This window comes from Candidatus Vicinibacter affinis (assembly GCA_016714365.1).
GTDB lineage: Bacteria > Bacteroidota > Bacteroidia > Chitinophagales > Saprospiraceae > Vicinibacter > Vicinibacter affinis.
This window is the reverse complement of sequence record JADJNH010000005.1, coordinates 3,210,079-3,236,766: the sequence shown is the minus strand read 5'-3', so window position 1 is coordinate 3,236,766 and position 26,688 is coordinate 3,210,079. Positions and strand designations below refer to the sequence as shown.

24 protein-coding genes are annotated in these 26,688 nt (G+C 37.5%); 6 read left to right on the top strand and 18 right to left on the bottom strand.

All coding sequences use genetic code 11. From position 1 onward, the window contains the following. Positions 1-433: 433 nt before the first annotated feature. The 3 genes from IPJ53_12875 to IPJ53_12865 all read right to left on the bottom strand — a co-directional run bounded on the left by IPJ53_12875 (position 434) and on the right by IPJ53_12865 (position 4,207). Complete coding sequence (locus IPJ53_12875; protein MBK7799994.1) at positions 434-913, bottom strand: hypothetical protein; 480 nt, start codon at positions 911-913, stop codon at positions 434-436. Positions 914-1,023: 110 nt separating this feature from the next. After that, positions 1,024-2,424, bottom strand: coding sequence for a vanadium-dependent haloperoxidase (locus tag IPJ53_12870; GenBank protein ID MBK7799993.1), 1,401 nt, complete (start codon positions 2,422-2,424; stop codon positions 1,024-1,026). Positions 2,425-2,728: 304 nt separating this feature from the next. Next, positions 2,729-4,207 carry a vanadium-dependent haloperoxidase gene (locus IPJ53_12865; GenBank protein MBK7799992.1) on the bottom strand — a complete coding sequence of 493 codons (1,479 nt, stop codon included), beginning with the start codon at positions 4,205-4,207 and terminating at the stop codon, positions 2,729-2,731. Positions 4,208-4,475: 268 nt separating this feature from the next. On the opposite strand from IPJ53_12865, the gene IPJ53_12860 reads away from it, so the two are divergent. Genes IPJ53_12860 through IPJ53_12850 form a run of 3 tightly spaced genes read left to right on the top strand, consistent with a single transcriptional unit; the run spans position 4,476 to position 7,891 of the window. Beyond that, a complete protein-coding gene (locus tag IPJ53_12860) occupies positions 4,476-5,165 on the top strand; it encodes a response regulator transcription factor (protein MBK7799991.1) in 690 nt (229 codons plus the stop codon). 1 nt (position 5,166) lies between these two features. Further along, complete coding sequence (locus IPJ53_12855) at positions 5,167-6,543, top strand: HAMP domain-containing histidine kinase (GenBank protein ID MBK7799990.1); 1,377 nt, start codon at positions 5,167-5,169, stop codon at positions 6,541-6,543. 4 nt (positions 6,544-6,547) lie between these two features. Next, positions 6,548-7,891 carry a vanadium-dependent haloperoxidase gene (locus tag IPJ53_12850; protein ID MBK7799989.1) on the top strand — a complete coding sequence of 448 codons (1,344 nt, stop codon included), beginning with the start codon at positions 6,548-6,550 and terminating at the stop codon, positions 7,889-7,891. Between the two features lie 148 nt (positions 7,892-8,039). On the opposite strand, the gene IPJ53_12845 is transcribed toward IPJ53_12850, so the two are convergent. The 4 genes from IPJ53_12845 to IPJ53_12830 form a co-directional block, all read right to left on the bottom strand. After that, positions 8,040-9,446, bottom strand: coding sequence for a hypothetical protein (locus IPJ53_12845; GenBank protein MBK7799988.1), 1,407 nt, complete (start codon positions 9,444-9,446; stop codon positions 8,040-8,042). A 12-nt stretch (positions 9,447-9,458) separates the two neighbouring features. Further along, complete coding sequence (locus IPJ53_12840; GenBank protein MBK7799987.1) at positions 9,459-10,937, bottom strand: glycosyltransferase; 1,479 nt, start codon at positions 10,935-10,937, stop codon at positions 9,459-9,461. Between the two features lie 86 nt (positions 10,938-11,023). Further along, a complete protein-coding gene (locus tag IPJ53_12835) occupies positions 11,024-11,713 on the bottom strand; it encodes a glycosyltransferase family 2 protein (GenBank protein MBK7799986.1) in 690 nt (229 codons plus the stop codon). A 30-nt stretch (positions 11,714-11,743) separates the two neighbouring features. Beyond that, positions 11,744-11,899 carry a hypothetical protein gene (locus IPJ53_12830; GenBank protein ID MBK7799985.1) on the bottom strand — a complete coding sequence of 52 codons (156 nt, stop codon included), beginning with the start codon at positions 11,897-11,899 and terminating at the stop codon, positions 11,744-11,746. Between the two features lie 68 nt (positions 11,900-11,967). On the opposite strand from IPJ53_12830, the gene IPJ53_12825 reads away from it, so the two are divergent. Next, positions 11,968-13,467 carry a hypothetical protein gene (locus tag IPJ53_12825; GenBank protein ID MBK7799984.1) on the top strand — a complete coding sequence of 500 codons (1,500 nt, stop codon included), beginning with the start codon at positions 11,968-11,970 and terminating at the stop codon, positions 13,465-13,467. A gap of 83 nt (positions 13,468-13,550) precedes the next feature. On the opposite strand, the gene IPJ53_12820 is transcribed toward IPJ53_12825, so the two are convergent. From IPJ53_12820 to IPJ53_12810, 3 genes are all read right to left on the bottom strand, one after another. After that, positions 13,551-14,840, bottom strand: a complete 1,290-nt coding sequence (locus tag IPJ53_12820) for an MFS transporter (protein ID MBK7799983.1) — start codon at positions 14,838-14,840, stop codon at positions 13,551-13,553. Positions 14,841-14,992: 152 nt separating this feature from the next. Beyond that, positions 14,993-15,298 (bottom strand): hypothetical protein, encoded by a 306-nt coding sequence (locus IPJ53_12815; GenBank protein ID MBK7799982.1) that lies wholly within the window; start codon positions 15,296-15,298, stop codon positions 14,993-14,995. A 74-nt stretch (positions 15,299-15,372) separates the two neighbouring features. Continuing rightward, positions 15,373-15,966 (bottom strand): DUF3575 domain-containing protein, encoded by a 594-nt coding sequence (locus IPJ53_12810; GenBank protein ID MBK7799981.1) that lies wholly within the window; start codon positions 15,964-15,966, stop codon positions 15,373-15,375. Positions 15,967-16,080: 114 nt separating this feature from the next. On the opposite strand from IPJ53_12810, the gene IPJ53_12805 reads away from it, so the two are divergent. Together IPJ53_12805 and IPJ53_12800 are read left to right on the top strand one after the other, a co-directional pair. Then, entirely contained in the window at positions 16,081-16,839 is a 759-nt protein-coding gene (locus tag IPJ53_12805) for a DUF1295 domain-containing protein (protein ID MBK7799980.1), read from the top strand. A 268-nt stretch (positions 16,840-17,107) separates the two neighbouring features. Further along, positions 17,108-18,112 (top strand): NAD-dependent epimerase/dehydratase family protein, encoded by a 1,005-nt coding sequence (locus IPJ53_12800; GenBank protein MBK7799979.1) that lies wholly within the window; start codon positions 17,108-17,110, stop codon positions 18,110-18,112. 243 nt (positions 18,113-18,355) lie between these two features. Here IPJ53_12800 and IPJ53_12795 read toward each other — a convergent pair whose 3' ends face one another. The 8 genes from IPJ53_12795 to IPJ53_12760 all read right to left on the bottom strand — a co-directional run bounded on the left by IPJ53_12795 (position 18,356) and on the right by IPJ53_12760 (position 26,561). Then, complete coding sequence (locus tag IPJ53_12795; protein ID MBK7799978.1) at positions 18,356-19,249, bottom strand: T9SS type A sorting domain-containing protein; 894 nt, start codon at positions 19,247-19,249, stop codon at positions 18,356-18,358. Positions 19,250-19,679: 430 nt separating this feature from the next. Beyond that, positions 19,680-20,573, bottom strand: coding sequence for a T9SS type A sorting domain-containing protein (locus IPJ53_12790; protein MBK7799977.1), 894 nt, complete (start codon positions 20,571-20,573; stop codon positions 19,680-19,682). Positions 20,574-20,594: 21 nt separating this feature from the next. After that, the gene (locus tag IPJ53_12785; GenBank protein MBK7799976.1) at positions 20,595-21,617 is read right to left on the bottom strand and encodes a glycoside hydrolase family 16 protein; all 1,023 of its coding nucleotides are present in this window, start codon (positions 21,615-21,617) and stop codon (positions 20,595-20,597) included. A 5-nt stretch (positions 21,618-21,622) separates the two neighbouring features. Beyond that, on the bottom strand, positions 21,623-22,321 hold the full coding sequence (locus IPJ53_12780; protein MBK7799975.1) for a tail fiber domain-containing protein: 699 nt from the start codon (positions 22,319-22,321) through the stop codon (positions 21,623-21,625). 274 nt (positions 22,322-22,595) lie between these two features. Beyond that, a complete protein-coding gene (locus tag IPJ53_12775; GenBank protein MBK7799974.1) occupies positions 22,596-23,489 on the bottom strand; it encodes a T9SS type A sorting domain-containing protein in 894 nt (297 codons plus the stop codon). Positions 23,490-23,919: 430 nt separating this feature from the next. Beyond that, positions 23,920-24,813 (bottom strand): T9SS type A sorting domain-containing protein, encoded by an 894-nt coding sequence (locus IPJ53_12770; protein ID MBK7799973.1) that lies wholly within the window; start codon positions 24,811-24,813, stop codon positions 23,920-23,922. A 21-nt stretch (positions 24,814-24,834) separates the two neighbouring features. Next, complete coding sequence (locus IPJ53_12765; GenBank protein MBK7799972.1) at positions 24,835-25,857, bottom strand: glycoside hydrolase family 16 protein; 1,023 nt, start codon at positions 25,855-25,857, stop codon at positions 24,835-24,837. Positions 25,858-25,862: 5 nt separating this feature from the next. Next, positions 25,863-26,561 (bottom strand): tail fiber domain-containing protein, encoded by a 699-nt coding sequence (locus IPJ53_12760; protein ID MBK7799971.1) that lies wholly within the window; start codon positions 26,559-26,561, stop codon positions 25,863-25,865. Positions 26,562-26,688 lie beyond the last annotated feature (127 nt).

Here is a 26,688-nt window from a genome sequence, read left to right as displayed (position 1 = left end):
GCTAGAGATCCTGACGGCTACTGGCACGGCTGTTAAGTCATTACTGATAGGTAAAGGATCTACATCCACTACCATCGATGGTCACGACTGGCCTACCGAAGTTTATTTTGTTAGGTATCGCGATATGGAAGGTAGGAGTAGTATGGAGCGGGTGGTGGTGGAGTAGAGGAATTACATTGGAATTCTAAATTTTAGCAAATGAACATTAAATGTGTATTATAATTGTATTGAAATGCAGCACACCATCAATATTTCCTACGTCCACTTCAAAAGTATTTGTTCTGATTCAAGTTCCAACAGTTTCATCATAATGAATTTATTACTCAGTTGTTATTTCAATGGTAGGTTGATCTCAAATTGCGTTGATTGAAATTTCCATTTATGATTTATCGAATTTAAAATTTTAATATTCAATATAATTTCTGAATCAATTTTATTTTTTTTCTATCAATGGAATAAATTTTACTAAGGTGTCCTGGTTAAATACAGCATGGTCTGTAAGTTGATTTAAAGTGTCAAATCTAAATTGATCTCCTTGGATTTTTCCATTCTCATATTTGCTGATCAGTTGGAAGGCTCCATTTTCATGGTAGGTGGTATCCCAATTTATTCTTTTTCCTTTTTCATAGTATTGCACTTCTTTGATTTTGCCTGAGGGATAATAGTATTCAGTTTTTCCAGTTTGTTGATCGTTTTCAAAGAAAAGTTTTCCTTTTAATTTACCGGACGCATAATAAACTTCACACAATCCTTCTTTTTTACCCTCCTTGAGGGTGTATCTCTTTTCTACATTCCCGTTCTCATGATAAGTGATTAATTCATTGGGTTGTTTTTGTGTACAACTAAATTGAAACACGAAGTTTAAAATCGTAATGATGTTAATTGCAATGATTAATTTTTTATTTATTTCCATTGATAAAGCTATTATTTATTCCAAAATTCAATGTTCTTCCTATATAAAAAAAAAACAAGCCACCTTAGAAGTGGCTTGTTGATTTATATTATTTGAATCTAAAGTATAATTTAACCTTTCCAAGGGATTCTTGAATTCATTTTGCGTGCTATTTCAGTACCAAATCTAACACCTTCATCGCAGTCCATTCTCCAGTGAACACCAAGTGGAACCCTTGACCAGGCATTTTCCTGAGCCATTTCAAAGAAACTGCCAAATGTACGAGGCGTACCGTTGAATTCCGCTCTGCCCTGATGACAATAATCCGTCATGCCATAGCTGTAACCAAAGATACTGGCCAAAGCTTCTGCACCGGCTGCACCCATGGTAGAGTGACCGGAAGGGTAAGCAGGAAATGGTGGTGTAAATCCATCCCATTTGTTTTCAGCATAAATCAATGATGAAATCCAGGTTGGGTCCAAGTATTTGTTGATGTACGTCTGTGGTCTTTCTACATTGTAAAAGTATTTGGAATACCAACATGCTACAGCAGACTCATGAAGTGCGATACCCACTTTGGCGCTCATGGCAATGGCGATTTCCAAATTGCTGTTTTCATTTTTCAATACCTGATCACCAATGGCAATCCATCTCGGGCCAGGAGAAAAAGTTTGATTCAACAAATCATCACTCCAGAATTCACCCACCCATTGGTCTTCTTCTGCTTCTAATGAATTATTACGGGTTAATATCTCATAAGCCTGGCCATAGTATGGGGAGTTTTTATCTGTACTGTATGGTAGGGGTTTTCTCGCAGTTTTTTCTGCATTCCCTTGTAGAACGAAAGTTCTGCATCGTCCATAAACACCACCCATTGGTTGGTTTGGTCCCGGAGGAGTAGGTTTCCAATCTCCTTCTTTTTTATAATTCGTCTGCCAGTCATACCCCTGGAATGGGTTTTTGTAATGATTGTATGCTACAGGATCAGAAGTAAACCATTTCCAAACGGCCTCGCCAACTTCCTGACCTCTTTTTCTGGATCTTTCGATCACTTCATCAGAAGCTTCATCCCGGTATTTTTTCAATAATCTTGCATCTAAGTTTGTCATCCATCCTTTGTGCTCCTGAGGCTGATCCACGAAAAACCTTGGCATCATGGTGCCATAAACAGCATTGACCACAGTTGGCCAATGGAATTCCTTTCCATCTTCAATTTTTGGAATGTTGATTTCCGGAAAGTTATTTTGGATGGATTTGTATTCTGAAAATCCTGGTGCGGTCGCCTCGTAAACCGCAAAACCCATATATCCTAACGCCGTAGGTGCAGGTCCCGGACGGTATCCGGCAGCATAACGCTCAATTTTAAGAAACAATTCATTCCATTCGTAAACAACTTCATTAGGGTAATCGCTCACCTTTTTGATAGAGGTGTCATTTCCTGTAGAGCCTGTGTCATTTTTACAGCCATTGTTTAAGATCACAAGGCCAAGCAATAAAAGGAAGGTACTAAATTTTGTTAATTTGGAAGTCATGATTAATTGTTTAATTTGTCCAATGAAAAAGTTAAACAAAATTACCATCTGTGTATAAATATTGGGCGTAAATCGTATTAAAAAGTAATTAAAATTTGAATTTAACTCCAGGATATTTTTCAAATTTGGTTTTGATGTTTGATTTTTTGAAATCTTATTTGTCCCGGTTACAGTTTTGGTGTACTAAGAGAAGAACATTCAACTTGCTTGATAATCAGCAAATTATTTTAATATAAAAAAAAGAAAGCCTCTAACAGAGGCTTTCTTTTTTTTATATTTAATAAGTCTAATCTAAAACTTAAAATTACTTTTTCCAAGGCATGGCTGCGACTCTTGAGCCAATTTCCCTTCCAAGGCGAACGCCTTCTACACAATCGATTCTGATGTGAACACCCAATGGAATTCTGGACAATGCATCCTCTAATCCAAGGTCACTGAAATTATAGAACGTCCTAGGAGTTCCAATAAACTCAGTTCTGTTTTCGTGACATCGGTCGGTAAGGGTGTAATGGTCTCCCCAGATTGCAGCTAAAGCAAAAGCACCACCACCACCGAAAGTAGAGTGACCGGAAGGGTACGCTGGAAACGCCGGTGTAACACCTCTGGTTCCGGTATAAGGATGATCCAACTGAGATTCCCAGGTAGGATCTATCACGTCTTTAATAAAATGTTCTGGTCTTTCTGTATTGTAATGCCATTTGGAATTCCAACAAACTACGGCGCAATCATTTAAGGTGATGCCCATGACTGCAGCAGCATAAACAGCTTCTTCAAGAGTAGATTTTTCATTTGCAAATACCTGGTCCATGATGGCAACCATTCTTGGAGGAGGCGCAAAGGTTAATCCAAATAAATCATCTGACCAAAATTCAGCTATCCACTCATCTTCATAACTTGCTTTAGGCGTTGTAGCTGAATAAACTTCCAAATTGTTGGCATACCATTGTGAAGTTTTAGATTCGCTGTAAGGCAAAGGAGGTCTGGAAATTTTTTGTGAGTTGTTGGTTGCAAAAGCTCTTACCCGTCCCCAGAATGGAAACATGCCACCATCCGGATTGTCGTTGGTAGGGGCCCATTTACCAGGAATTCTCTTGCCATTGGCATCTAAACTTGCTTCTTTCCAATTGTGGTAAGGGGTTTTTAGTGGATCGTTGTTGAGTGGATTCAAGTAAGCTTCATGACCATAGGTATCTGTTTTTGACCATTCCCAAATGGCTGATGCTACTCTTTCTCCCCATTCTTTGGAAGCATTGTATTTAGAATTGCCTGCCTCAGCTTTGTATTTACTTTCAAGGCTGATTCGCAAATCTTCAATTAACTTCAACCCAGCCTCAGTATTCGCAATGTGACTGCCTCTTGCAGATTGAAAATAGCTTACTTTTTCAAACAACTTGCTCATCAAATAGGCATAAGCTGCATTGACTGCAGAAGGGTAGTGTATCTCATTTGCATTTGTCAGTTCAGGAATATTTGAACCCTGAAAGCTTGGCAAATTTTTTAAGGAATTAAAATTTGGCATTCCAGGAACACAAACTTCGTAAGCCGCAATCCCCAGGTAACCAAGAGCACGTGGTCCAGGTCCTGGCCTGAAGCCTAATGCATCTTTGTCCAAAGCAAGGAATAACTCATTCCATTCCCACACAACATTGTATGGATGGGATGAAACTAAATTTGTGTTTGAATTTCCATTGCTGGTATCGTTGTCCTTCTTACAACCATTGGTAAATAAGGCCATCCCGAACACAAAAATCAGGGCAGTGATTTTGTTAATTCTGTAAAGCATAAATTTGATTTGATAATTAAAATAGGCTAAATCCGGGCAAATGTAGCCTTCAGGGCTCTAAAAGGCCTTAAAATCAGCTTAAAAAGTTATTAAAATTTAGAGAGAAATATTAAAAAAAGAAAACCTATAACTGAGCTAAGTCCTTTATTAGCAATGAGTTCGCGATTAATAAAAGTGCCAGTTAGAAATCGCAATAGTCTGGATAAAGTAAATTTTCAATGTTTTTTTAGTATTTTTGACCATTCCTTATTAATTAATTTCGACCACAATGCTTAAAGTTCTTCTCATTGAAGATGAAGTGAAGTTATTGAATTCTCTGAAGCAAGGGCTGGAAGAAAATCAAATCGAAGTAGAGACTGCCAGAGATGGTGAAATCGGAATGTCGCTACTGGACAAGAATGATTATCACGTAGTGGTATCTGATGTCCTCATGCCAGGGATATCAGGAATTCAGGTTTTAAAAAAGTTAAGAGCCAGTGGAAAACATACCCCTTTTATTTTTCTATCCGCGCTGAACCATACAGATGATAAAATTGAAGGGCTGGAAGCAGGTGCAGACGATTATCTGCCTAAACCTTTCGAATTTAAGGAACTGCTTCTGAGAATCAAGGCTTTGGCCAGGAGGCCTGCTGAAATAAAGCAAACCGTTAGTGAAATTCTTACTTTCGGAGACTTGGAACTTCGTTACAAAACCAAGGAGGCTTTTAGAAAGTCAGCAAACCTCAGAATTCCACTGACTCCTAAAGAATTTGCACTACTTGAGTACTTCATCCTTAATCCGGAGAGGGTCATTTCAAAAAATGAACTGTCTGAAAAAGTTTGGAACATGAACTTTGATACCGGAACTAACATAGTGGAAGTATATGTCAATTTTTTAAGAAAGAAGATTGACCGGCCCGATCAACAAAAGTTGATTCATACTGTTTTTAAAACCGGCTATATACTTAAATCAGAATAGCATGCAAATTAGAACCAGGTTGACCTTACAATTTATACTGCTGGCTGCAGGGATACTTGGTTTTTCATTATTGTTCTTTTATTCCAAGTACAGTCAATTGGTCATGAAGGAACATTTTTACTCATTAAAAACAAGATCATCCAACATTGCCGAAAGGGTGTTGAGAGACCAGAATGCTGCTATTACAGGACAGCTTAATAAGAATGACAGTTTCGCTTTGGTTGTAAATTCCAATGTAGAGATATACAACAGTCGTTTCCAAAAAGTGTATGCATTAAATTCAGGATCGATCAGTTTGAATTCTGAAGAAATGGTCACCCTGATGGAAGATAAAGAAATTTGTTTTACGGATAAACAGGATGTAAACAAAATTGGCTATGTGTTTATTGCATCCAATGGTGATAAGTATTACGTGCTTGCGCAGAAAAAGATGAATATGGAAGAATTGGTAAGTATTCAATACATACTTTTGCTAACCATGTTAATTGGGCTTTTTATTGCTGCAGCTGGTGGCTGGTGGTATACCAAGCAAGCTTTGAGTCCCGTAAAGACTGTGGTGGCACAAGTAGAATCCATGTTGCCCTCGAATTTAAATGTAAGAATCGTAAACAGTGGATCAAAGGATGAAATCAATCATCTGATCACGACCTTCAACCGTTTGTTGGACAGGATTGAAGAAGCATTTGCCATGCAAAGGAATTTTATTTCCAATGTTTCCCATGAATTAAAAAATCCCATTTCCGTAATTACCTCTCAATTAGAAGTCTTACTGCAACAAAAAAGTCGAACAGAAGAAGAATACAAGCGCTCCGTTCAATCAGTGTTAGAGGATGCCTTCCGTTTGTCCGACATCACAGATAATTTGTTACAAATGGCCAGGCTTCATTCTGAACAAGGCTCCGTAAATTTTTCGACCGTCAGAATTGATGACTTGCTTTTAGAATCACGTACCCTTTTATTAAAATCCAACTCAGAGTATAAGATAGATATAGACATAGTGGGGGATCCTATTTCAGAAGAAGATTTTTGTGTGACCGGGAATAAGTCATTGCTCAGATCTGCCTTTATGAATATCATGGATAATTGTTGTAAATATTCTCAGGATAAATATGTGGACGTGAAGATCTATTTTGAAAAAAATGGAAATAGAAGACTTGAAATGGCAGATGATGGTCCTGGAATCAAAACTGAGGACATTCCATTGGTCTTTAAGCCATTTTACCGGGACCCAAAAGCAAAACATAAAAAGGGATCAGGGATTGGATTGTCACTGGTTGATTCTGTAATGAAAATTCACCAATTTTCCATTGACATTGATTCTAAAAAAGGTCAAGGCACGATATTTAAAGTTCAATTTCCATTGTACTCCCCAAACTAATTTTATGAAGCAGTATATAAATAGTTTTTCAATCCTAAAATACTTTTCCATTCTGTTGGTGTTGATGATTTTTAATTCATGTTCTGACTCAACCCACCTGGATGTTTCAAGAAGAGAGACGATCAGGGATTGGAACAAATTATTAATTGAATTAGAACGTTTTACCCCTGGTTACAGGGGACCTGTCAGTGCCCGAATGTTTGCGTACATAGAATTAGCGGCATACTTGTCTTCTGTAGAAGAATGCAATTATGTAAATACCTCAGAGTTGCTTAGTAATTTAGATTTATATCATGGGGTGGAGGAATCAGGAATTGAACCGGGTATTGCGATCAATAGTTGTTTTGCTGATTTGGCTGAAATGTTTTTTCCGACCATTTCAGAGGAGTATAAGAATCGAATCAGTGCACTCAATATCAAAAATAAAAAAAGATTTTTCAATAATTTGAGTCCTGAAACCTATAACAGATCACTGGTTTATGGAAAGGAAGTGGCACATAAAATCTGGGAATATTCTAAGACAGATCGGGTAGGCCATGACGGCTTTTTATTTAATTATGACAACAACTACATCCCACCTTCTTGTCCTGGTTGCTGGCAACAAATGGGTGAAAGACCAATGCCGGCTTTGTTGCCTCATTGGGGTAAAATCAGAACCTTTTTGATTAAACCGGGAGATATTGAAATCAATCCACCAATCCCTTTTGATACTGCAGTCTTTTCTGAGTATTTCAGGCAAGCGCAGGAATTGGTGTACATCAGTGAAAATAATTCAAAGGAAGATAAATGGATCGCAGAATTCTGGAGTGATGACAAAGCCGGGCTTACCATGACACCCGTGGGAAGATGGTTTTCAATAGCCAGCCAGGCTGCAGAAAAATCTGATCTTAGTTTTAGAAAATTATTAGAATTAAATATGGTACTTGGATTGGCCATGAATGATGCGAGTGCCATTACCTGGGCAGGCAAATATCATTTCAACGTTCAACGACCTGAAGCTTTTATCCAAAAGTATATTCAGCCAACCTGGGTATCGATGATACCGGCACCTTCCTTTCCAGCTTATCCTTCCGGTCATTCAGTTTTTGGAGCTACTGCCGCTCAAGTATTAAGCAATTACTTTGGAAGTAATTTCAATTTAACAGACTATTCTCACGAAGGCCGCAAGGAATTTTTGGGTAAGCCCAGGAGTTTTAACTCCTTCTTCGAAATGGCCAATGAAAATGCCAGATCAAGAATGCATTTGGGGGTTCATTTTAGAATGGACTGTGAGGAAGGAATGCGCCTCGGTAACAGGATAGGAAAAATATATACCGCCAAAAAAGGATTCTTAAGCATTAACGATTAGTAGAATTTCCCTCTTGAATTTTATAGATTTCAGGTGTCAGATCACTTGAATGATCAATTTAAAAATTCAGTGTTATTACACAGTCCAGTGGTCTCTTGATCCGCACTTCTTTATCAAATACACTACCAACAAGTTGTATTTGTAAATTTTACCGACTAATACGTTTTTGCTGATTAAATAAAGTGAAGGCTAATGACAATAGCAGAACTGAATATTCCAATATCTTAACCACATTGAAGTAAGCTTCATATCTGACATCGTAGTGGATGTAGCTGGTCATAATTAAACCTGTCCAGACTATTGATATGAAAGGATAACTAAATACCCCGATAAATAGAAGTGTTGCCAGATACCATGGATGAACAGTAGAACTCAACAATAAATACGAAAAAAATATCCACCATGCCAGTTGAAAATTAAATGAGGAATTTAAATTTATCAAATGAAATGGCTGACTACCGACTTCACGAACCAGTGAGCTTTTTTTAAATACTTTATAAAAGTGATATCCGATCATCCATGTATAAATACTTAAAAATATTCCCCCGGTAATCATACCGGTTTTTGATTTTAGGACCCAAAGATTGTGATGAATAAAATATTGTTCGAGTGGTCCATAAATCATTGAGTTGAACTCAAATTGCCGTATATAAAGAAAATAACCCTGGAGATGCTGCAGGTCATTTATAAATAGTACCTGAGTTCCAATAAATAATAACATACATGCGAGGATAAAATAAACAGTTTGCTTTAATGATTTGGTAGATAAGAGTAATGGCGTAAAGAATGCAGTGGTAATTTTGGAAATGATTGAAAGACCCAAAAAAATCCCACTTTTCAAATATTTGTTTTCTAAAAAGTACAACACAGACCAACCAAAAAACAAAATGAGCCAGAGCTCAAAATGAAGATTGCCTGAAAGCTCCGTAATGACCAAGGGGTTTAGGAAATAGATTACTGAAAGGCTAAGTGGTAAGTTTAATTTTCGGGTAAGATTGTGAACAACATACAATAAAAGAATATCCCCGATTAGAAAGAAAAGCTTCAGTGCAATGCTGAACAGATACAAATTTTTTCCACTGATTAAAACTCCGAGATAAAATAGCAGTTGACTGAATCCCGGATATACTGTGCGGTATTCAGGTGAGTTAAGATTTGGGAATACTTGGGCAAGGGACTGTCTTAGATCAGGGCTAATCGTACTGTTCAGAATTTCTGCAGGAGTAAAACTAAACGGATTTATTCCATTCGATAAGAGGGTTCCGTCCCACCAATATCTGTATACATCATCTGAAAGATGGGGGAAAGCAAATACAGCCAGAAGACGTAAGACGATTCCTATTTTTAAAAGAAAATAAACACTGCTGATGTTTAGTTCCTTTCTGATAAGGAGCACATAACTTCCAAATGCAAAAACATATGGCAACAAAATAGAAATGAAATTCTGCTGCCTCGATATAAATAACAATGAAATCTGTGAGGTAAAATAAACAACCAGCAACAGATAGCCAAGCCTAACTTTGAGCAGGTTATCCTCCTCTGCAGGTTTTGGCATTTTGCAGAATTTTTACTTGGTACTCAAATGACGCATGGAATAGAAAAAGTTTATTCCAAAACCTACCATCAACATCACGTGAAACATAATAAAAGAGTAATATTCAATCATCAAACCAAGCCCTATCGCAAAGGCAAAGTAGGCAAAGATGATGGCCTCCGCCCAAGTCTTCCAATCAATTTTTTGAATGATGTATTGATTTTTACTAAAAGATTCGCTGCTTTTTATGATGCTGAATTTCGGTGTACGCACGAAGCTTGATTTCTTTCCTCGGAAACCCTGAATGACTGCTATGCTGTTGTGGAAACTAAGTCCCATAGACACCGCCATAAAAACAGGAAATAGGATGACAAAATTCAACAACCTTTTACCCAGGGGTTGGTCGTTCCAACAGGTAACCACATTGGCTTCATAAAAAATGGACATCATTGAAATGGTGCCAAGCAAGCAAAAACCAAGGAAGGTAGCCTTCATACCCATATCATCCATCGCATAGAGTACCGGAACACTGATCAATGCAACCCAAAATATAACCAGAAAGATACTGCTGCCCAATAAATGCATAGCAGCATAAAATTTTGTCTTTAACGGTAAATCTGCTTTTAAGATAGTCGGCAAAAGTTTCTTTGAATTTTCTGCACCACCTTTCATCCAGCGAAATTGCTGTGATTTATATCCATAAATTTCAACCGGTAATTCTGCGGGGCATGTAATGTCTTCTACAAATTTTATTTTCCATCCTTTGATCTGCGCTCTGTAGCTCAGGTCAAGATCTTCAGTGAGTGTATCGGAATGCCAGCCTCCTGCATCTTCTATGGCGGCTTTGCGCCATATACCTGCAGTGCCATTGAACTGTAGGAAGTGATCTGCTTCACATCTGCCTGCCTGTTCTACCGTGAAGTGTACATTGAGCTGGAAGGCCTGTAATCTGGTCAATAGAGAATAATCTTCATTCAGGTGTGCCCATCTGCTCTGCACCACTGCAATGCGCTCATGACTGAAATGGGGCAGTGCTCTTTTTAGGAAATCAGGATTGGGTAAAAAGTCAGCGTCAAAAATGGCAACAAACTCACCCTTCGCTGATTTCATTCCTTCTTTTAAGGCACCTGCTTTATAACCTTGGCGATTGGTCCTGTGAAGGTGTTCAATGTCAAATCCCTGACTTTTATAGTAGGCAACTTTAGATTGAGCATGTCCCACGGTTTCATCTGTGGAATCATCCAGAACCTGAATGTGCATTTTATCTTTTGGGTAATCCAGCTTGGTGATGTTATCCAACAAACGATCCACCACATACAACTCATTAAAGATGGGGAGTTGGATGGTCACCATCGGGTGTTCATCCTCCGCGCTGAGGGAGGGTACATTAACTTTATTTTTCTTTTGCTTTCTGTATGCCTTCAAAAGGCTTAATTGAAGAAGACAGAAAAATGTCATATACAACAAGCAAGCCGTGTATAGAATTATTAAAAAGACATGTAGTTGGTTCATACTGACAAAAATACCCATAATGTGCCAATCAAATTCCTTGCAACCGGGAGATTAGCATATCATTCACAAGATTTAATAAATGTTAATTATAGTAATTTAAAAATGGTGTAAATTATCTTGTAACCGGCTAAAATACTTCCCTTGACGGTGCCGGATACCTTTGATTTCCCAATTCGGTTTTTGTAGTTTACAGGTACTTCTGTAGCGCGTATTTTTAGTTTTGCAACCCGGATTTGCATCTCCACCGTCCAGCCATAATTCCGGTCCTTCATCCCCAATTCTTGCAGGGTTTTAAATTTTATGGCCCTAAATGGTCCAAGATCTGTAAACTGGTATCCATAGATGCACCTGATCAACAAGGTAGCCAAGGCATTTCCAAACCGCTGGACAAAGTTCAGGGAACCTCGCTCCGCATCGCCCAACACCCTTGAACCAATAACAAGATCTGCCTTGTTTTCAAGGATAGGTCGGATTAATTCCGGTATTTCTTCGGGATAATCTGAATAATCGGCATCTATAAACACGACAATGTCAGGTTGTTCTTCTAAGGGTAGGTTGTTGAGGAATTCAATGCCTTTCAGGCAGGCGGCTCCATAACCTCTTTCAGGTTCCGAAACGACTACAGCACCCAGGGAGCGGGCAATTTCGACGGTGCGGTCTTTACTGCCGTTGTCGCAGACTATAAAGTATCTTACTAAATTGGAAGGAACATCTTTGATGACGCTGGCAATGGCCTGCTCCTCATTGAGCGCAGGCGTAATGACATCTATGATCATTACAAACTGACCAATCTGTTTTCAAACAGCTTAAAGGGCATTCAATGCCTTGGTAAGATAAGTCAGTACAAATGGCAGGGGTACCCAAAACCAAGCCGGTGCAGCCCACAGCAACCCACACATCACACACAATGAAACCAGGAAAATTAGCCAGTCGTTTCGTTTAGAATCTTTTCTTTCTGACATGAGATAAATTTTGGCAAAAATAGTATATTTTTTAAGAATATCTTCGTTTAGCTTCTCTAAGTCAACTGATGAAAAAAAATAGCTTTTTTGGACACCTCACGGGACTTGCCCTACTGATGATTCTCCTGAACAATTCCTGTCAGCAAGAACAGTTTACATCTGACCCTGCCAAATTGCCGGCCTTTTCCTCTGATACCATTTCATTTGATACCGTTTTTACCACTTTGGGCTCTGCAACTCTTTTCATTAAAATTTACAATCCCCATGAGGAGTTTTTGAGAATTACTTCCATCAAGCTCGCAGGAGGTCAGCAATCTCATTTCAGGATGAATCTGGATGGACAACCGGGAACTGAATTTAAAAACATTGAGATAAGGCCTAAAGACAGTCTCTATATTTTCTGTGAAGTAACCATAAACCCGGTAGATCCTCTTGAGGTAAGCCCATTTATCATTCAGGATTCCATTGTATTTCTGACCAATTCGGTGAGTCAGCGCGTACTACTAGAAGCCAGGGGACAAAACGCCAATTATTTTCCGGACAAATCAAATAAGGCTCAGGTAAGTTTATTGGACCTGCAGGGAGGGACGCTCAGGCTCGATGACCCCAAGCCTTATATTTTTTATGGAATCGTGGTAGTGGATAATGGAACATTGGAAATTGAAGCAGGCACGAATCTTCATTTTTTTGGCGGGATAACCGCGGCTAAAGATGCCGAAGGAAATAGATTCTTCTATAATGATGGAAGACTCATCATAGGAAGCAACGCACGCATTTTAGTTAAAGGTACCTTGGAAGAACCCGTCATTTTCAGAGGAGTCAGGTTGGAATCCTTTTATCAAAATATTCCCGGACAGTGGTCGGGTTTATTCATCGACAAATATTCTACAGGCAACGAAATCCGTTTTGCTGAAATTAGAAATAATTTGGTTGGACTTTACCTTGATTCTCTTGCAGAGTGCCTGGTAGATAAGTGTAAATTTTCCTTCAACTCTTATCAGGGCATTTCCTGTTACGCTGCACAATTGAGACTCTACAATTCTTTGTTTCACAATCAAGGTCAGCAATCACTTTTAATTCAGAATGGAGGAATTTATGATGTGGTGTACAGCACTTTTGCAAATCTTGGCAATACTGAATCTGCAGTTCAGCTGAGTAACAACTATTGCACCAATGCTCCGTTCTGCAGCGTGTTCAATAAGCATCCCCTAAAAGCTGGTTTCACCAATTGTCTCATAACCGGTACAGCGGGTGATGAATTCTGGATGAGAAAGGATGCAGATGAAAATATTGGTTTTGAGGTATCGCTTGATCATTGTTTGCTAAGGGTCAACGAACTGATCAGGAAGGATTACTTTCCGGATTTTAAGACCAAGTATGGGATGAATTGCTATTATAAAAATGATCTGGACAGTCTCTTTAAAAATATATCAACAGATGATTTCAGTTTGGATAGCCTTTCTTTCGCTGACAAAAAGGCAATTCCGCTGGGAATGCATCCTACAGATTTGAAAAACTTGGTGAGGGATCTGCAATTTCCGGATCTCGGTTGTTATGAATTAAAATAATGCATCCGACTTTAATTTCTGTGGCATTTAATCATGATAGAGTTTTAAAAAAAAACTAAACAATCAATTTTGAATGCACTTCCTTACTCTGTTGCCAGATGTTCCTTCTTTACTTTACTGATCAGAATAAACCCTAAGACAAAAAACATAATCAGGCTCAGTACACTGTAGCGCATACTTCCGAAAATTTGTTCTATTAGCCCAAACAACAAGGTCCCACTTACAATGGAGATGTAATAGACCACATCGTAAAAGCTAAAAAAACAAGTAATGTCCCGATGATCGTGTGGAAGTAATTTTGAGTAGGTGGATCTGGAGATTGCCTGAATTCCACCAATGACCATTCCGACCATTCCTGCTATAAAATAAAAGTGAATTTTGGTGTGGATAAAATAGCAGGCAATGCAAATGACGACCCAAATAAGTAGCATCCATTTCATACTCACCAAATTGTTGGTGAGCTTGGATACATGAGCAAATATATAAGCTCCGCCTATGGCAACAATTTGTAAAAGCAAGATGACAATGATGAGTTCTGAAGATTCAAAACCAAGTTCTTTCTGTGCAAAAGGAGAGGCCAGATAAACTACCGTCTGAACACCTGCACTGTAACAAAAAAAAGCGGCCAGGTAATAAAATACGGAATCTTGTGTTTGAATTTGCTTCCATGCTTTCTGCAATTCATGGAGTCCTTCAGAAAGTAGAAATTTCTTGCTGGCCACTGTTTTATCTTTAGGTAACCACGCAAAAGACAACTGACTGAAACCAAGCCACCAGGCGCCTACAGTAAAGAATGCCATTCTTACGGGTACATGATTTTTGACCATCTCCTCCGTAAAGCCAAACCAATCCGGTTTTTGAATCATCAGAATATTGGTGATTAAAAGTATTACACTTCCTACATAACCAAATGCATAACCTCTGGCACTGAGTTTATCTGATCTTTTTGGAGGAACCAATTCAGACAAGTAGGAATCATAGAATACCAGTGATCCGGCATGACAAGTAGCAGCGCCCATGAATGCGATCAATCCGATCCACAAATGCTCCATCCCATCAAAGAAAAACAGCAACATGCAACATAAACTGCCTAACGTGGTAAATATCCGCATGAACAATTTTCGGTGGCCGCCATAATCTGCTATTCCTGAAAGGACAGGAGAAAGGAAACTGACGACCAGGTAGGCAAACGCCACGGCAAAAGAATAAACTGCAGAATTACTCAAACTAAATCCCATAAACGGAATTTTGGCATCGGTCATGGCAATGAAGAAAGTTGGAAAAATAGCTGTTGAGATGACCAGAGAATAAGAAGAATTGGCCCAGTCAAATATGACCCATCCCAGTTCGGCTTTTGAGTTTTGTTGAGACATGTTTCGTTTTGTAGGGTACAAGATTACAAAAATCCAGGGAAGCGATGATTCTTTTTCACAAAAATATGGGAATGCTCAGACCCGAGTCTTCAGCTTGACCGCGCAGGAGCAAGTTTAAATAAATGCAAACATCTTGTTAGGAGTGATTGGATTTAGTTGGTAACAAAAAAGTTAAATGTGATGATGACTGCAATTAGAAATATCCCTATCAGTGAACAAATAAAAATGTTGTTGGCAATATTTTCAAGGCGATTTTCCAATGCGGCATTTTGAGTTTTAATGGACAGAAATGAAAATACGGCAGAAAAGGTCAACATCAGCGTAATAACACAAGTGAACTCATCAAATAAATATCCACGCCCATTATTATTTAAATGAACAGAGGTTATGATGATCAGACAAAATCCGATTAGATTAGTGGCCGAGCCAAGTATGTGTTGAGAAGTATTGTTGGGCATAATTTGTAATTTATTTTTTTTGAAATTGTAGAATTTTTTATTTTGGTTGTAGGGAATAGTTGATTGATACAAGTTCAAATTCGAAAGGCAAAATTGAAACCGGTTTTGATGCCAGGCTTAATTGAATGTTCATCATGGTATAAATAATTTCCTGCATTTATTGTTTTTGTTCTGGATGCAACAAAACGACACTTGGGACCGGCATACATCTCCAGATGCCATCTGGAGGAAAGCTTGAAATTTTTTCCAATAATCAAACCCGGATCAAAAGACAGCTCCCTGGTATGAAGTTTTATTTCAGGACCGCCTTGTTCGCCGCCATATTTTTGAACACATCTTGTGAACTCTGTAAAAATCCCCATGAAATATTTTTTAGATGCAGGCTGAGTATTGTGCTTGAAATAATATCTGTATTCCGGACAAATTTTAAAGTTTGCATGAACAGAGCCATCATAGTCATTTGAACCAAACTGACTAAAGTGCATCATAGCAGAAGCAGAATGTCTGCCATGATAATTTTTTTCGAAACCAACACTCAACGCAACGGCTGAAATGCCCTTTACGGGTAAAGCAAGCACTTTTCCTTTAAGATAATGATCTTGTGTGTAAGCAATAAGGGGCTGCATGAATGCAAACATCAGCATCATTCTTTGTATGTATTCAAACATATTTTTTGTTTACATAAGACGATTGGTTAAAGATGGATAAAATTACAGGATATCCAATATCTTTAAGCGTTTATTCTGGAATGTTGAAGTATAATGAATACATAAATTTTAAATGTGGAACAACAAATATATTTCAATTATTTTCTATATGCCTGGATCGGTTTGGCAATATTGATCTTTCCTATTCAGTTTAGGGTCACGGCTCCATACGGAAGGCATTACAAATCAGGATGGGGCAGTGGCATGTCCAATCGCTGGGGGTGGTTGACGATGGAATCCGTTTCTTTTGTTGTATTGAGTATATTTTTTTTATCATCTCCAGGAGAACCCTCAAAGTTTGCCTGGTTTGCTTATATTTTGTGGTCCTTGCATTACATTCACCGTTCCTTTATTTTTCCATTCAGGACGAAAACCGGTGGAAAGTTAATTCCGCTCAGCATCGTTTTTTCAGCGGTATTTTTTAATGTCATCAATGCAGGTACCAATGGTTACTATCTGGGGTATCTGGAAAATTATTCGGACAGTTGGTTCTCCGATCCGAGGTTTATAGTAGGGTTTATTCTATTCTGCATCGGTGTATTGGTGAATGTATGGGCAGATAATTATCTGATCAGACTTCGCAGCAATTCATCACAAGGATATCAGATTCCGAGAGGTGGATTCTTTGAATACATTTCCTGTCCGAATCATTTTGGAGAAATGGTGGAGTGGATTGGTTTTGCTGTGATGTGTTGGAATCTTCCCGCATGTGCATTTGCCATTTGGACAGTTGCCAATCTTTTTCCCCGCGCCTGGAGTCATCATCGCTGGTACAAAAAAGAATTTGAGAATTACCCATCCGACAGAAAAGCGGTTATTCCTTTCTTGCTGTGATGGAATTTTTGTAGTAATGATTTTACTCTAATTGAATATTGATTTCCGTGGTTTGCAACTTCGAAATAATTTGCTATAAAGTGTTTAACTATTGATGCACGTTTTTTGAAGGATTAGTATTGGTGGTTTTTCATTCATGAACAATTGGGATAACAGGCCGCATTGAAAATGCTACCATCCTACAGCATCGCAGTTTAAAACTGCGACGAACAATAGATTTCAAACTTTCCTATTTTATTGCTAACATTGTAATTTCATATACAAACACATGCACATTACGGTTACAGGCGCGACAGGACACATAGGGAATAATCTGGTCAGACTACTTTGCACACAAGGCCATCAAGTACGAGCTGCGTTTAGGACCACTGAGAAATCATTTGTTTTGGAAGGACTTCCTGTCGAACAAATCGTGGGTGATATCTTGGTGCCTGATTTTTGCAATAGAATTTGCAAAGATACGGAGGTTGTGGTGCACACCGCTGCGTTGATCTCCATTGATGGAGATCCCCATGGGTTGGTTCATAAGACCAATACTATCGGGGTGGCAAATATTGTAAACTCTTGCCTGAAGAAGGACGTGAGAAAGTTGATACATTTAAGTTCCATTCATGCATTTGATTTGGCAGCATCAGGTCCAGTAGTAAAAGAACTCAGTCCGTCAGCTACGCCTCATGGCATGGCATATGATTATTCCAAGGTCCGTGGAGATGAAGAGGCTAGAAGAGGGTTATTGGAAGGATTGGATGCTTATGTCATACATCCTACAGCGGTCATTGGTCCACACGATTATTTTAATTCTCTCAGTGGTGTGTTCTTAAGAAAATTATTCACCGGCAAACTACCTGCATTGATAAGAGGTGGATTTGATTGGGTGGATGTACGGGATGTGGTGCAGGGAATTTCAACAATTATTCAGTTATCTTCCAATCGGGAACAAACGCTGAATGCTCGCAGGTATATTTTTTCAGGTGCCTGGGCCAGTGTGGAAGAAATTGCGGAGATGTGTGCTGAAATCAGTGACCGAAAAAAATACTATCCGGTTTTCTCAAAACAAGTGGCGCGTATTGGTTTACCATTTATCAGGGGGTATGCAGCTTTGTCAGGAACAGCTCCACTTTATACCCGGGAATCCATAGATACCTTGCTTCATCCGCCCATTCAAATTTCAAAATCAAAAGCGGTTCAGGAAATTAATTTTCATGCCAGGCCATTGGCAGAGACACTGAAGGATTGTTATTTATGGTATCTGGATAATGATTTTTTAGGTTGAATTTTAAATAATTCATCTATAGATTTTATGCGATGTGATTTCCGCGGTTTGCACCCGAGGAACAATACGCCATAAAGTTTGCAACTTTTAAAGTAATTATGATGACGGATTAAGCAAATGTACTTTTTCGTTCATCTACAATTGAAATATCAAGCCGCATTTAAAATGCTACGATCCAATGATAAAATATTTGAATGGTCTTTCGTTAATATCTTGTCTAACACCAATTATAAAAATACAGCACTAAATCTTTATAAATTTATAAACTACCTCCTTCCCTTTGAATTGAATTTTGATCACATAACTTCCCGTGCTTAAATGGGCCACATTAAAACTACCATTTTCTAACATTCCCTTGTGGATACTGAGTCCCCCGGAATTGAAGATAAAGAATGGTTCGGATTTTCCCTCCGGCACATAAATATTGTTTGTCCCGGGATTGGGGTAAAGTGGGTAATTTTCTGTTTCTCTTCCTAAGTCTATATTTTCATTGATCACATCTCCTTTTATACACCTGCACGGAATAAACTGATCGCTGTAAAATTGCTTCTCAATTAATACTGAGTTTGATTGCATCATAACAAGTATTGTAGCTGTTTTTAAACCAGTTTCATTGCCCAATGGAATGTAGGTAAATGAACCAAAATTAAAAAACCCATTATTCTTGCCTGAATACAAACCGGTTGGCAAAAGACTCAATCCGGAAGAATTCGTTGCAAATGGCCAACTGGTATCAGCTAGTTTCTTACTCACATTTTGATAATGACCCCAGTAAATATCTGTAGTGTCGGCATCCAAATAAATCATCAATTCGTGAAGTTCTGTGGGGGTCGCTATAAAATATCCATGAGGACAAGCGCCATGAATTTTTTTTCCTCTTTCATCACGACTGTATGCTTTGTAATGATATAAATATCCATAACGTTTTACCAAACTATCCATTCCGTTGGTGGGCAAATAATACTCTTGTGGAATAGGTACACCATCGCTGTAATATTTTGATCGTAGATTTTGTTTTAGCCAGGTTTGCTTCCCGATTACTACTGTGTCATATATATTCCCTTCAAAGTCTGCTACCTGAGCATATGCAAAAACACTTTGTAGGATGATGGTTACCAATATAATTATTTTTTTCATAATTGTATTTTATGGATTGTATTAATTAGGACAAGCGGAAATGTTCAAACTGATGAATCCGCTCCAAATTTAAATCCATCTTGTAAAACCAAAACAATATATAAATCGCAATAGAGTACACATCGACATTCAAAAACTACATGCAAGACATTAATTAAACGCAGTTTATGCGAATCTTTTCTCCATTTATTCCAAATATAATACAAAATATTTCAAATTCAAGACATTAACATATCTTGGTCGAAGTTCATTAAAAATTGAGATAACAGGCCGCATTAAAAATGCTGCAATCCTACGGCATCGCAGTTTGTAACTGCGACGAACAATGGATACATAATGCTACAATCCATAACTTGAGATTCGATGAATTAAATATATCTGAGTTGACTATTGTTAATACCTTGGGTCGCACCATTAATAAAAAACAGCACTAGATTTTAATAAATTTATACACCACCTCCTTCCCTTTGAATTGAATTTTAATAACATAGTTCCCTGTGATTAAAAGGCCGACATTAAAACTACCATTTTCTAACATTCCCTTGTGGATGTTGATGCCTTCGGAATTGAAGATAAAGAATGGTTCGGATTTTCCCTCCGGCACATAAATATTGTTTGTCCCGGGATTGGGGTAAAGTGGGTCATTTTCTGTTTCTCTTCCTAAGTCTATATTTTCATTGATCACATCTCCTTTTATACACCTGCACGGAATAAACTGATCGCTGTAAAATTGCTTCTCAATTAATACTGAGTTTGTTTGGATTTGAACATCTATCGTTGCAGTTTTTATACCGGTTTCATTTATCAATGGAATATAAGTGAATGAACCAAAATTGAAAAAATCTTTATACATTCCTGAATACAAACCAGTCGGCAGGAGACTCAATCCGGAAGAATTGGTCGCGTATGGCCAACTGGTATCCGCAAGTTTCTTACTGACATAACTATATTTACCCCAATATATATCAGAGGTATCTGCATCTAAAAAGATCATTAAGTCGTGAAGTTCTGCGGGTGTTGCAATAAAATATCCATGAGGACAAGCGCCATGAATTTTTTTTCCTCTTTCATCACGACTGTATGCTTTGTAATGATATAAATATCCATAACGTTTTACCAAACTATCTATTCCGTTGGTGGGCAAATAATACTCTTGTGGAATAGGCACACCATCGCTGTAATATTTTGATCGTAGATTTTGTTTTAGCCAGGTTTGCTTCCCGATTACTACTGTGTCATATATATTCCCTTCAAAGTCTGTTACCTGAGCATATGCAAAAACACTTTGTAGGATGATGGTTACCAATATAATTATTTTTTTCATAATTCTATTTTATGGATTGTATTAATTAGGACAAGCGGAAATGTTCAAACTGATGAATCCGGTACCGGATTGATTTAAAGTAACGGAATCACTAAGTAAGATATAATCAGTTGCCCAAAGACTTATCTGATCTTGTGTACTTAATGAAGAACTACATCCTGCACCTCCGAGGGAAATGCTCTTTTTTATTTTACGGTCATAGGTGGCATGATTATACGGACAAGGTGCAGTGTCTACATCACATGCTCTCTTGAGTTGATGAACTTTTATCCAATTGGTTTCGTAATATTTTGGAAAAACACTTCCTCCATTTGGTGGATTCCAAGGATCAATAGCAAAATTGAGGTAAATTTCCATAGCATTACTCGGAGTGCTGTCTATATTGGATTCAGCGTACACTACAGAGTCGTCCAGAAACCAAATCATCTTTCCGGGTTGCCACAGAACCCCATATTTATGTTCTTGAGCAGTGTTGCCTACATTTACTTCAATTGCTTGATTGGGAGATGATCTACAGGAATCCACATGAGCCCATTTCCACAAGTAATTCAATGTAGTCTTTGATCCTGTTTCTGATTGAGGACCTCCAGGTTCATTAATATCTATCTCATTATACCATGTACAGCCATTTATTTTAAGTAGCCAGAACGCCGGCCACAAACCTCTTCCCATGGGCATTTTGGAAGAAGTTTCAAAATATCCATACTTATATGAAGCCTTTGATCTTAGTATTCCTCCTTGATATCTGTATGATTTGCCGGAATAATTTGTGTTAGGCACAAGTGTATCGGTTCTTATCTTCAGCCATCCACTTTGAAATATCAGGTTGGAATCAATGCACAACTCTAATCCATTGTTTGCTCGTCCCCATGAATATTCTCTATTCCATCTGGATGTATCTAATGAGTTAAAAGCATCATAAAATATCGAATCCCAGGTCATATCATTAACAGGTATCTGCGCCTTGATTTGATGGATATTTATAATCACTAATAAAATTGCATAGACAATCCACTTCCCGACTTGATTTACTTCACGATTCATGGCGGCTATTTTTTAAGATTTGTAGGGCAACAAGTTTGTAATTGCTTTTCTAATACTTCTATTCTCTGATTTAATTCCTGAATGGATTTAACAAGTAAAGGAATAATCGATACATAATCTATTCCTTTTAGATTTTGATTATCCGTACTCACAATTTCAGGCACAACCCGTTCCAGTTGTTGTGCCAAAAACCCGATTCGTGTTCTGTCACTGGTAGCCAATTCATCCTTAAATTTGTACGTATAAGTATTAAAAGAAAGCACCCTTGTCAATGAGTTACCCAAGGGTTGGATATCAGTTTTTAATATAGAATCGGATAAATAAACTGTACTCCCATCACCCTTAATATAATATTTTGAAACACCGCTTAACATCACCTCAAATGCCTTGGAATTGGCTCTATTCACATCGTTTACTTGAGCATATGAATAATCAGCCTGATGTCCTAAAGATTTCACATACAACCCACAGGGCTCGTATCCAGAAACATTTCCTCCATCTACTTGCAGTTTAAATTTGGTGTCGATTTGTGATAGGGTTCCTACAGTGGTGTTTCCACCAGAAAAAACTTTCACCTGTCCATTAACTTGAAATACGAAATTGAGAATAAGTAGAACAACCGCAGTTTGACACTTAAAAATTGAATAAAAGCGACTAACTCTAAAATTCTTTTGTATAACGTTGGAAGATTTATTGGTATTCATATCTTTATTTTCTCCAAGTATAGTACAAAATAGATTAAATTTCAAAACATTAACATATCTAATTTAATTGTTAAACTATTTCAATACTATCTTAAACCAATTTAATAAAGGAATTATTTGCGTTTATAGAAAAGTATATCCAGGCTTGATTTTTTCAAACTCAATATCTACAATGAAAGTGATGGTGTACAACGAACTTGAGATTCGATGAATTAAATATATCTGAGTTGACTATTGTTGATACCTTAAATCGCACCATTAAAACAATACAGCACTAGATCTTTATAAATTTATATACCACCTCCTTCCCTTTGAATTGAATTTTAATAACATAGTTCCCTGTGATTAAATGGCCGACATTAAAACTACCATTTTCTAACATTCCCTTGTGGATACTGAGTCCCCCGGAATTGAAGATAAAGAATGGTTCGGATTTTCCCTCCGGGACATAAATATTGTTTGTCCCGGGATTGGGGTAAAGTGGGTCATTTTCTGTTTCTCTTCCGATGTCTTTATTTTCATTGATCACATCTCCTTTTAGACACCTGCACGGAATAAACTGATCGCTGTAAAATTGCTTCTCAATTAATACTGAGTTTGAAGAAATTTGAACATCTATCGTTGCAGTTTTTATACCGGTTTCATTTATCAGCGGAATATAAGTGAATGAACCAAAATTGAAAAAATCTTTATACTTATCTGAATATAAACCTGTTGGAAGAAGACTTAAGCCGGAAGAATTGGTTGCATATTGCCAACTGATGTCTGCAAGTTTCTTACTCACATATTGATAATGACCCCAGTAAATATCTGTAGTATCGGCATCTAAATAAACCATCAATTCGTGAAGTTCTGCGGGAGTTGCAATAAAATATCCCTGAGGACAAGCGCCATGAATTTTTTTTCCTCTTTCATCACGACTGTATGCTTTGTAATGATATAAATATCCATAACGTTTTACCAGACTATCTATTCCTTTGGTGGGCAAATAATACTCTTGCGGAATGGGTACACCATCGCTGTAATATTTTGATCGTAGATTTTGTTTTAGCCAGGTTTGCTTCCCGATTACTACTGTGTCATATATATTCCCTTCAAAGTCTGTTACCTGAGCATATGCAAAAACACTTTGTAGGATGATGGTTACCAATATAATTATTTTTTTCATAATTGTATTTTATGGATTGTATTAATTAGGACAAGCGGAAATGTTCAAACTGATGAATCCGCTCCAAATTTAAATCCATCTTGTAAAACCAAAACAATATATAAATCGCAATAGAGTACACATCGACATTCAAAAACTACATGCAAGACATTAATTAAACGCAGTTTATGCGAATCTTTTCTCCATTTATTCCAAATATAATACAAAATATTTCAAATTCAAGACATTAACATATCTTGGTCGAAGTTCATTAAAAATTGAGATAACAGGCCGCATTAAAAATGCTGCAATCCTACGGCATCGCAGTTTGTAACTGCGACGAACAATGGATACATAATGCTACAATCCATAACTTGAGATTCGATGAATTAAATATATCTGAGTTGACTATTGTTAATACCTTGGGTCGCACCATTAATAAAAAACAGCACTAGATTTTAATAAATTTATACACCACCTCCTTCCCTTTGAATTGAATTTTAATAACATAGTTCCCTGTGATTAAATGGCCGACATTAAAACTACCATTTTCTAACATTCCCTTGTGGATGTTGATGCCTTCGGAATTGAAGATAAAGAATAGTTCGGATTTTCCCTCCGGCACATAAATATTATTTGTCCCGGGATTGGGGTAAAGTGGGTCATTTTCTGTTTCTCCTTCTAAGTCTATATTTTCATTGATCACATCTCCCTTTATACACCTGCACGGAATAAACTGAGTGTCGTAAAACTGCCTTTCAATTAATACTGAGTTTGTAAAAATTTGAACGTCAATTGTTGCAGTTTTTATACCGGTTTCATTAATCAATGGAATATAAGTGAATGAACCAAAGTTAAAAAAACCATTATTCTTGCCTGAATACAAACCGGTTGGCAAGAGACTCAAGCCGGTGGAATTGGTTGCGTATGGCCAACTTGTGTCTGCAAGTTTTCTACTGACATCATTGTATTGACCCCAATATATATCAGAGGTATCTGCATCTAAAAAGATCATTAAGTCGTGAAGTTCTGCGGGTGTTGCAATAAAATATCCCTGAGGACAAGCGCCATGAATTTTTTTTCCTCTTTCATCCCGGCTATAGGCTTTGTAGTGATATAAATATCCATAACGTTTTACCAAACTATCTATTCCGTTGGTTGGCAAATAATACTCTTGCGGAATAGGCACACCATCGCTGTAATATTTTGATCGTAGATTTTGTTTTAGCCAGGTTTGCTTCCCGATTACTACTGTGTCATATATATTCCCTTCAAAATCCTTTACCTGAGCATATGCAAAAAAACTTTGTAGGATGATGGTTAACAATATAATTATTTTTTTCATAATTGTATTTTATGGATTGTATTAATTGGGACAAGCGGAAATGTTCAAACTGATGAATCCGCTCCCGGATTGATTTAAAGTAACGGAATCACTAAGTAAGATATAATCAGTTGCCCAAAGACTTATCTGATCTTGTGTACTTAATGAAGAACTACATCCTGCACCTCCGAGGGAAATGCTCTTTTTTATTTTACGGTCATAGGTGGCATGATTATACGGACAAGGTGCAGTGTCTACATCACATGCTCTCTTGAGTTGATGAATTTTTATCCAATTGGTTTCGTAATATTTTGGAAAAACACTTCCTCCATTTGGTGGATTCCAAGGATCAATAGCAAAATTGAGGTAAATTTCCATAGCATTACTTGGAGTGCTGTCTATATTGGATTCAGCATACACTACAGAGTCGTCTAGAAACCAAGTCATCTTTCCGGGTTGCCACAGAACCCCATATTTATGTTCTTGAGCAGTGTTGCCTACATTTACTTCAATTGCTTGATTGGGAGATGATCTACAGGAATCCACATGAGCCCATTTCCACAAGTAATTCAATGTAGTCTTTGATCCTGTTTCTGATTGAGGACCTCCAGGTTCATTAATATCTATCTCATTATACCATGTACAGCCATTTATTTTAAGGAGCCAAAATGCCGGCCACAAACCTCTCCCCACGGGCATTTTGGACGAAGTTTCAAAATATCCGTATTTATAAGAAGCCTTTGATCTCAAAATTCCACCTTGATATTTGTATGATTTGCCGCCATAATCAGTGTTAGGAACGAGTGTATCTGTTTTTATCTTCAACCATCCACTTTGAAAGATCAGGTTGGAATCAATACACAATTCTAATCCATTGTTTGCCTTACCCCATGGATAATTTCGATTCCATCTGGATGTATCTAATGAGTTAAAAGCATCATAAAATATCGAATCCCAGGTCATGTCATTAACAGGTATCTGTGCATTGATTTGATGGATATTTATAATCACTAATAAAATTGCATAGACAATCCACCTCCCGACTTGATTTACTTCACGATTCATGGCTGCTATTTTTTAAGATTTGTAGGGCAACAAGTTTGCAATTGCTTTTCTAATACTTCAATTCTCTGATTTAACTCCTGAATGGATTTAACAAGTAAAGGAATAATCGATACATAATCTATTCCCTTAAGATTCTGATTATCCGTACTCACGATTTCAGGAACAACCCGTTCCAGTTGTTGTGCCAAAAATCCGATCCGTGTTCTGTCACTGGTAGCCAATTCATCCTTAAATTTGTACGTATAAGTATTAAAAGAAAGCACCCTTGCCAATGAATTACCCAAGGGTTGGATATCAGTTTTTAATATAGAATCGGATAAATAAACTGTACTCCCATCACCCTTAATATAATATTTTGAAACACCGCTTAACATCACCTCAAATGCCTTGGAATTGGCTCTATTCACATCGTTTACTTGAGCATATGAATAATCAGCCTGATGTCCTAAAGATTTCACATACAACCCACAGGGCTCGTATCCAGAAACATTTCCTCCATCTACTTGCAGTTTAAATTTGGTGTCGATTTGTGATAGGGTTCCTACAGTGGTGTTTCCACCAGAAAAAACTTTCACCTGTCCATTAACTTGAAATACGAAATTGAGAATAAGTAGAACAACCGCAGTTTGACACTTAAAAATTGAATAAAAGCGACTAACTCTAAAATTCTTTTGTATAACGTTGGAAGATTTATTGGTATTCATATCTTTATTTTCTCCAAGTATAGTACAAAATAGATTAAATTTCAAAACATTAACATATCTAATTTAATTGTTAAACTATTTCAATACTATCTTAAACCAATTTAATAAAGGAATTATTTGCGTTTAT

Excerpts from the sequence above, each read along its gene's own strand:
- IPJ53_12815 (MBK7799982.1), bottom strand. The coding sequence starts at position 15,298 with ATGCCCAACAATACTTCTCAACACATACTTGGCTCGGCCACTAATCTA.
- IPJ53_12855 (MBK7799990.1), top strand. The coding sequence starts at position 5,167 with ATGCAAATTAGAACCAGGTTGACCTTACAATTTATACTGCTGGCTGCA.
- IPJ53_12765 (MBK7799972.1), bottom strand. The coding sequence starts at position 25,857 with ATGAATCGTGAAGTAAATCAAGTCGGGAGGTGGATTGTCTATGCAATT.
- IPJ53_12760 (MBK7799971.1), bottom strand. The coding sequence starts at position 26,561 with ATGAATACCAATAAATCTTCCAACGTTATACAAAAGAATTTTAGAGTT.
- IPJ53_12780 (MBK7799975.1), bottom strand. The coding sequence starts at position 22,321 with ATGAATACCAATAAATCTTCCAACGTTATACAAAAGAATTTTAGAGTT.
- IPJ53_12775 (MBK7799974.1), bottom strand. The coding sequence starts at position 23,489 with ATGAAAAAAATAATTATATTGGTAACCATCATCCTACAAAGTGTTTTT.
- IPJ53_12795 (MBK7799978.1), bottom strand. The coding sequence starts at position 19,249 with ATGAAAAAAATAATTATATTGGTAACCATCATCCTACAAAGTGTTTTT.
- IPJ53_12840 (MBK7799987.1), bottom strand. The coding sequence starts at position 10,937 with ATGAACCAACTACATGTCTTTTTAATAATTCTATACACGGCTTGCTTG.
- IPJ53_12820 (MBK7799983.1), bottom strand. The coding sequence starts at position 14,840 with ATGTCTCAACAAAACTCAAAAGCCGAACTGGGATGGGTCATATTTGAC.
- IPJ53_12835 (MBK7799986.1), bottom strand. The coding sequence starts at position 11,713 with ATGATCATAGATGTCATTACGCCTGCGCTCAATGAGGAGCAGGCCATT.
- IPJ53_12830 (MBK7799985.1), bottom strand. The coding sequence starts at position 11,899 with ATGTCAGAAAGAAAAGATTCTAAACGAAACGACTGGCTAATTTTCCTG.
- IPJ53_12875 (MBK7799994.1), bottom strand. The coding sequence starts at position 913 with ATGGAAATAAATAAAAAATTAATCATTGCAATTAACATCATTACGATT.
- IPJ53_12810 (MBK7799981.1), bottom strand. The coding sequence starts at position 15,966 with ATGTTTGAATACATACAAAGAATGATGCTGATGTTTGCATTCATGCAG.
- IPJ53_12785 (MBK7799976.1), bottom strand. The coding sequence starts at position 21,617 with ATGAATCGTGAAGTAAATCAAGTCGGGAAGTGGATTGTCTATGCAATT.
- IPJ53_12790 (MBK7799977.1), bottom strand. The coding sequence starts at position 20,573 with ATGAAAAAAATAATTATATTGGTAACCATCATCCTACAAAGTGTTTTT.
- IPJ53_12845 (MBK7799988.1), bottom strand. The coding sequence starts at position 9,446 with ATGCCAAAACCTGCAGAGGAGGATAACCTGCTCAAAGTTAGGCTTGGC.
- IPJ53_12850 (MBK7799989.1), top strand. The coding sequence starts at position 6,548 with ATGAAGCAGTATATAAATAGTTTTTCAATCCTAAAATACTTTTCCATT.
- IPJ53_12825 (MBK7799984.1), top strand. The coding sequence starts at position 11,968 with ATGAAAAAAAATAGCTTTTTTGGACACCTCACGGGACTTGCCCTACTG.
- IPJ53_12770 (MBK7799973.1), bottom strand. The coding sequence starts at position 24,813 with ATGAAAAAAATAATTATATTGTTAACCATCATCCTACAAAGTTTTTTT.
- IPJ53_12800 (MBK7799979.1), top strand. The coding sequence starts at position 17,108 with ATGCACATTACGGTTACAGGCGCGACAGGACACATAGGGAATAATCTG.
- IPJ53_12865 (MBK7799992.1), bottom strand. The coding sequence starts at position 4,207 with ATGCTTTACAGAATTAACAAAATCACTGCCCTGATTTTTGTGTTCGGG.
- IPJ53_12860 (MBK7799991.1), top strand. The coding sequence starts at position 4,476 with ATGCTTAAAGTTCTTCTCATTGAAGATGAAGTGAAGTTATTGAATTCT.
- IPJ53_12870 (MBK7799993.1), bottom strand. The coding sequence starts at position 2,424 with ATGACTTCCAAATTAACAAAATTTAGTACCTTCCTTTTATTGCTTGGC.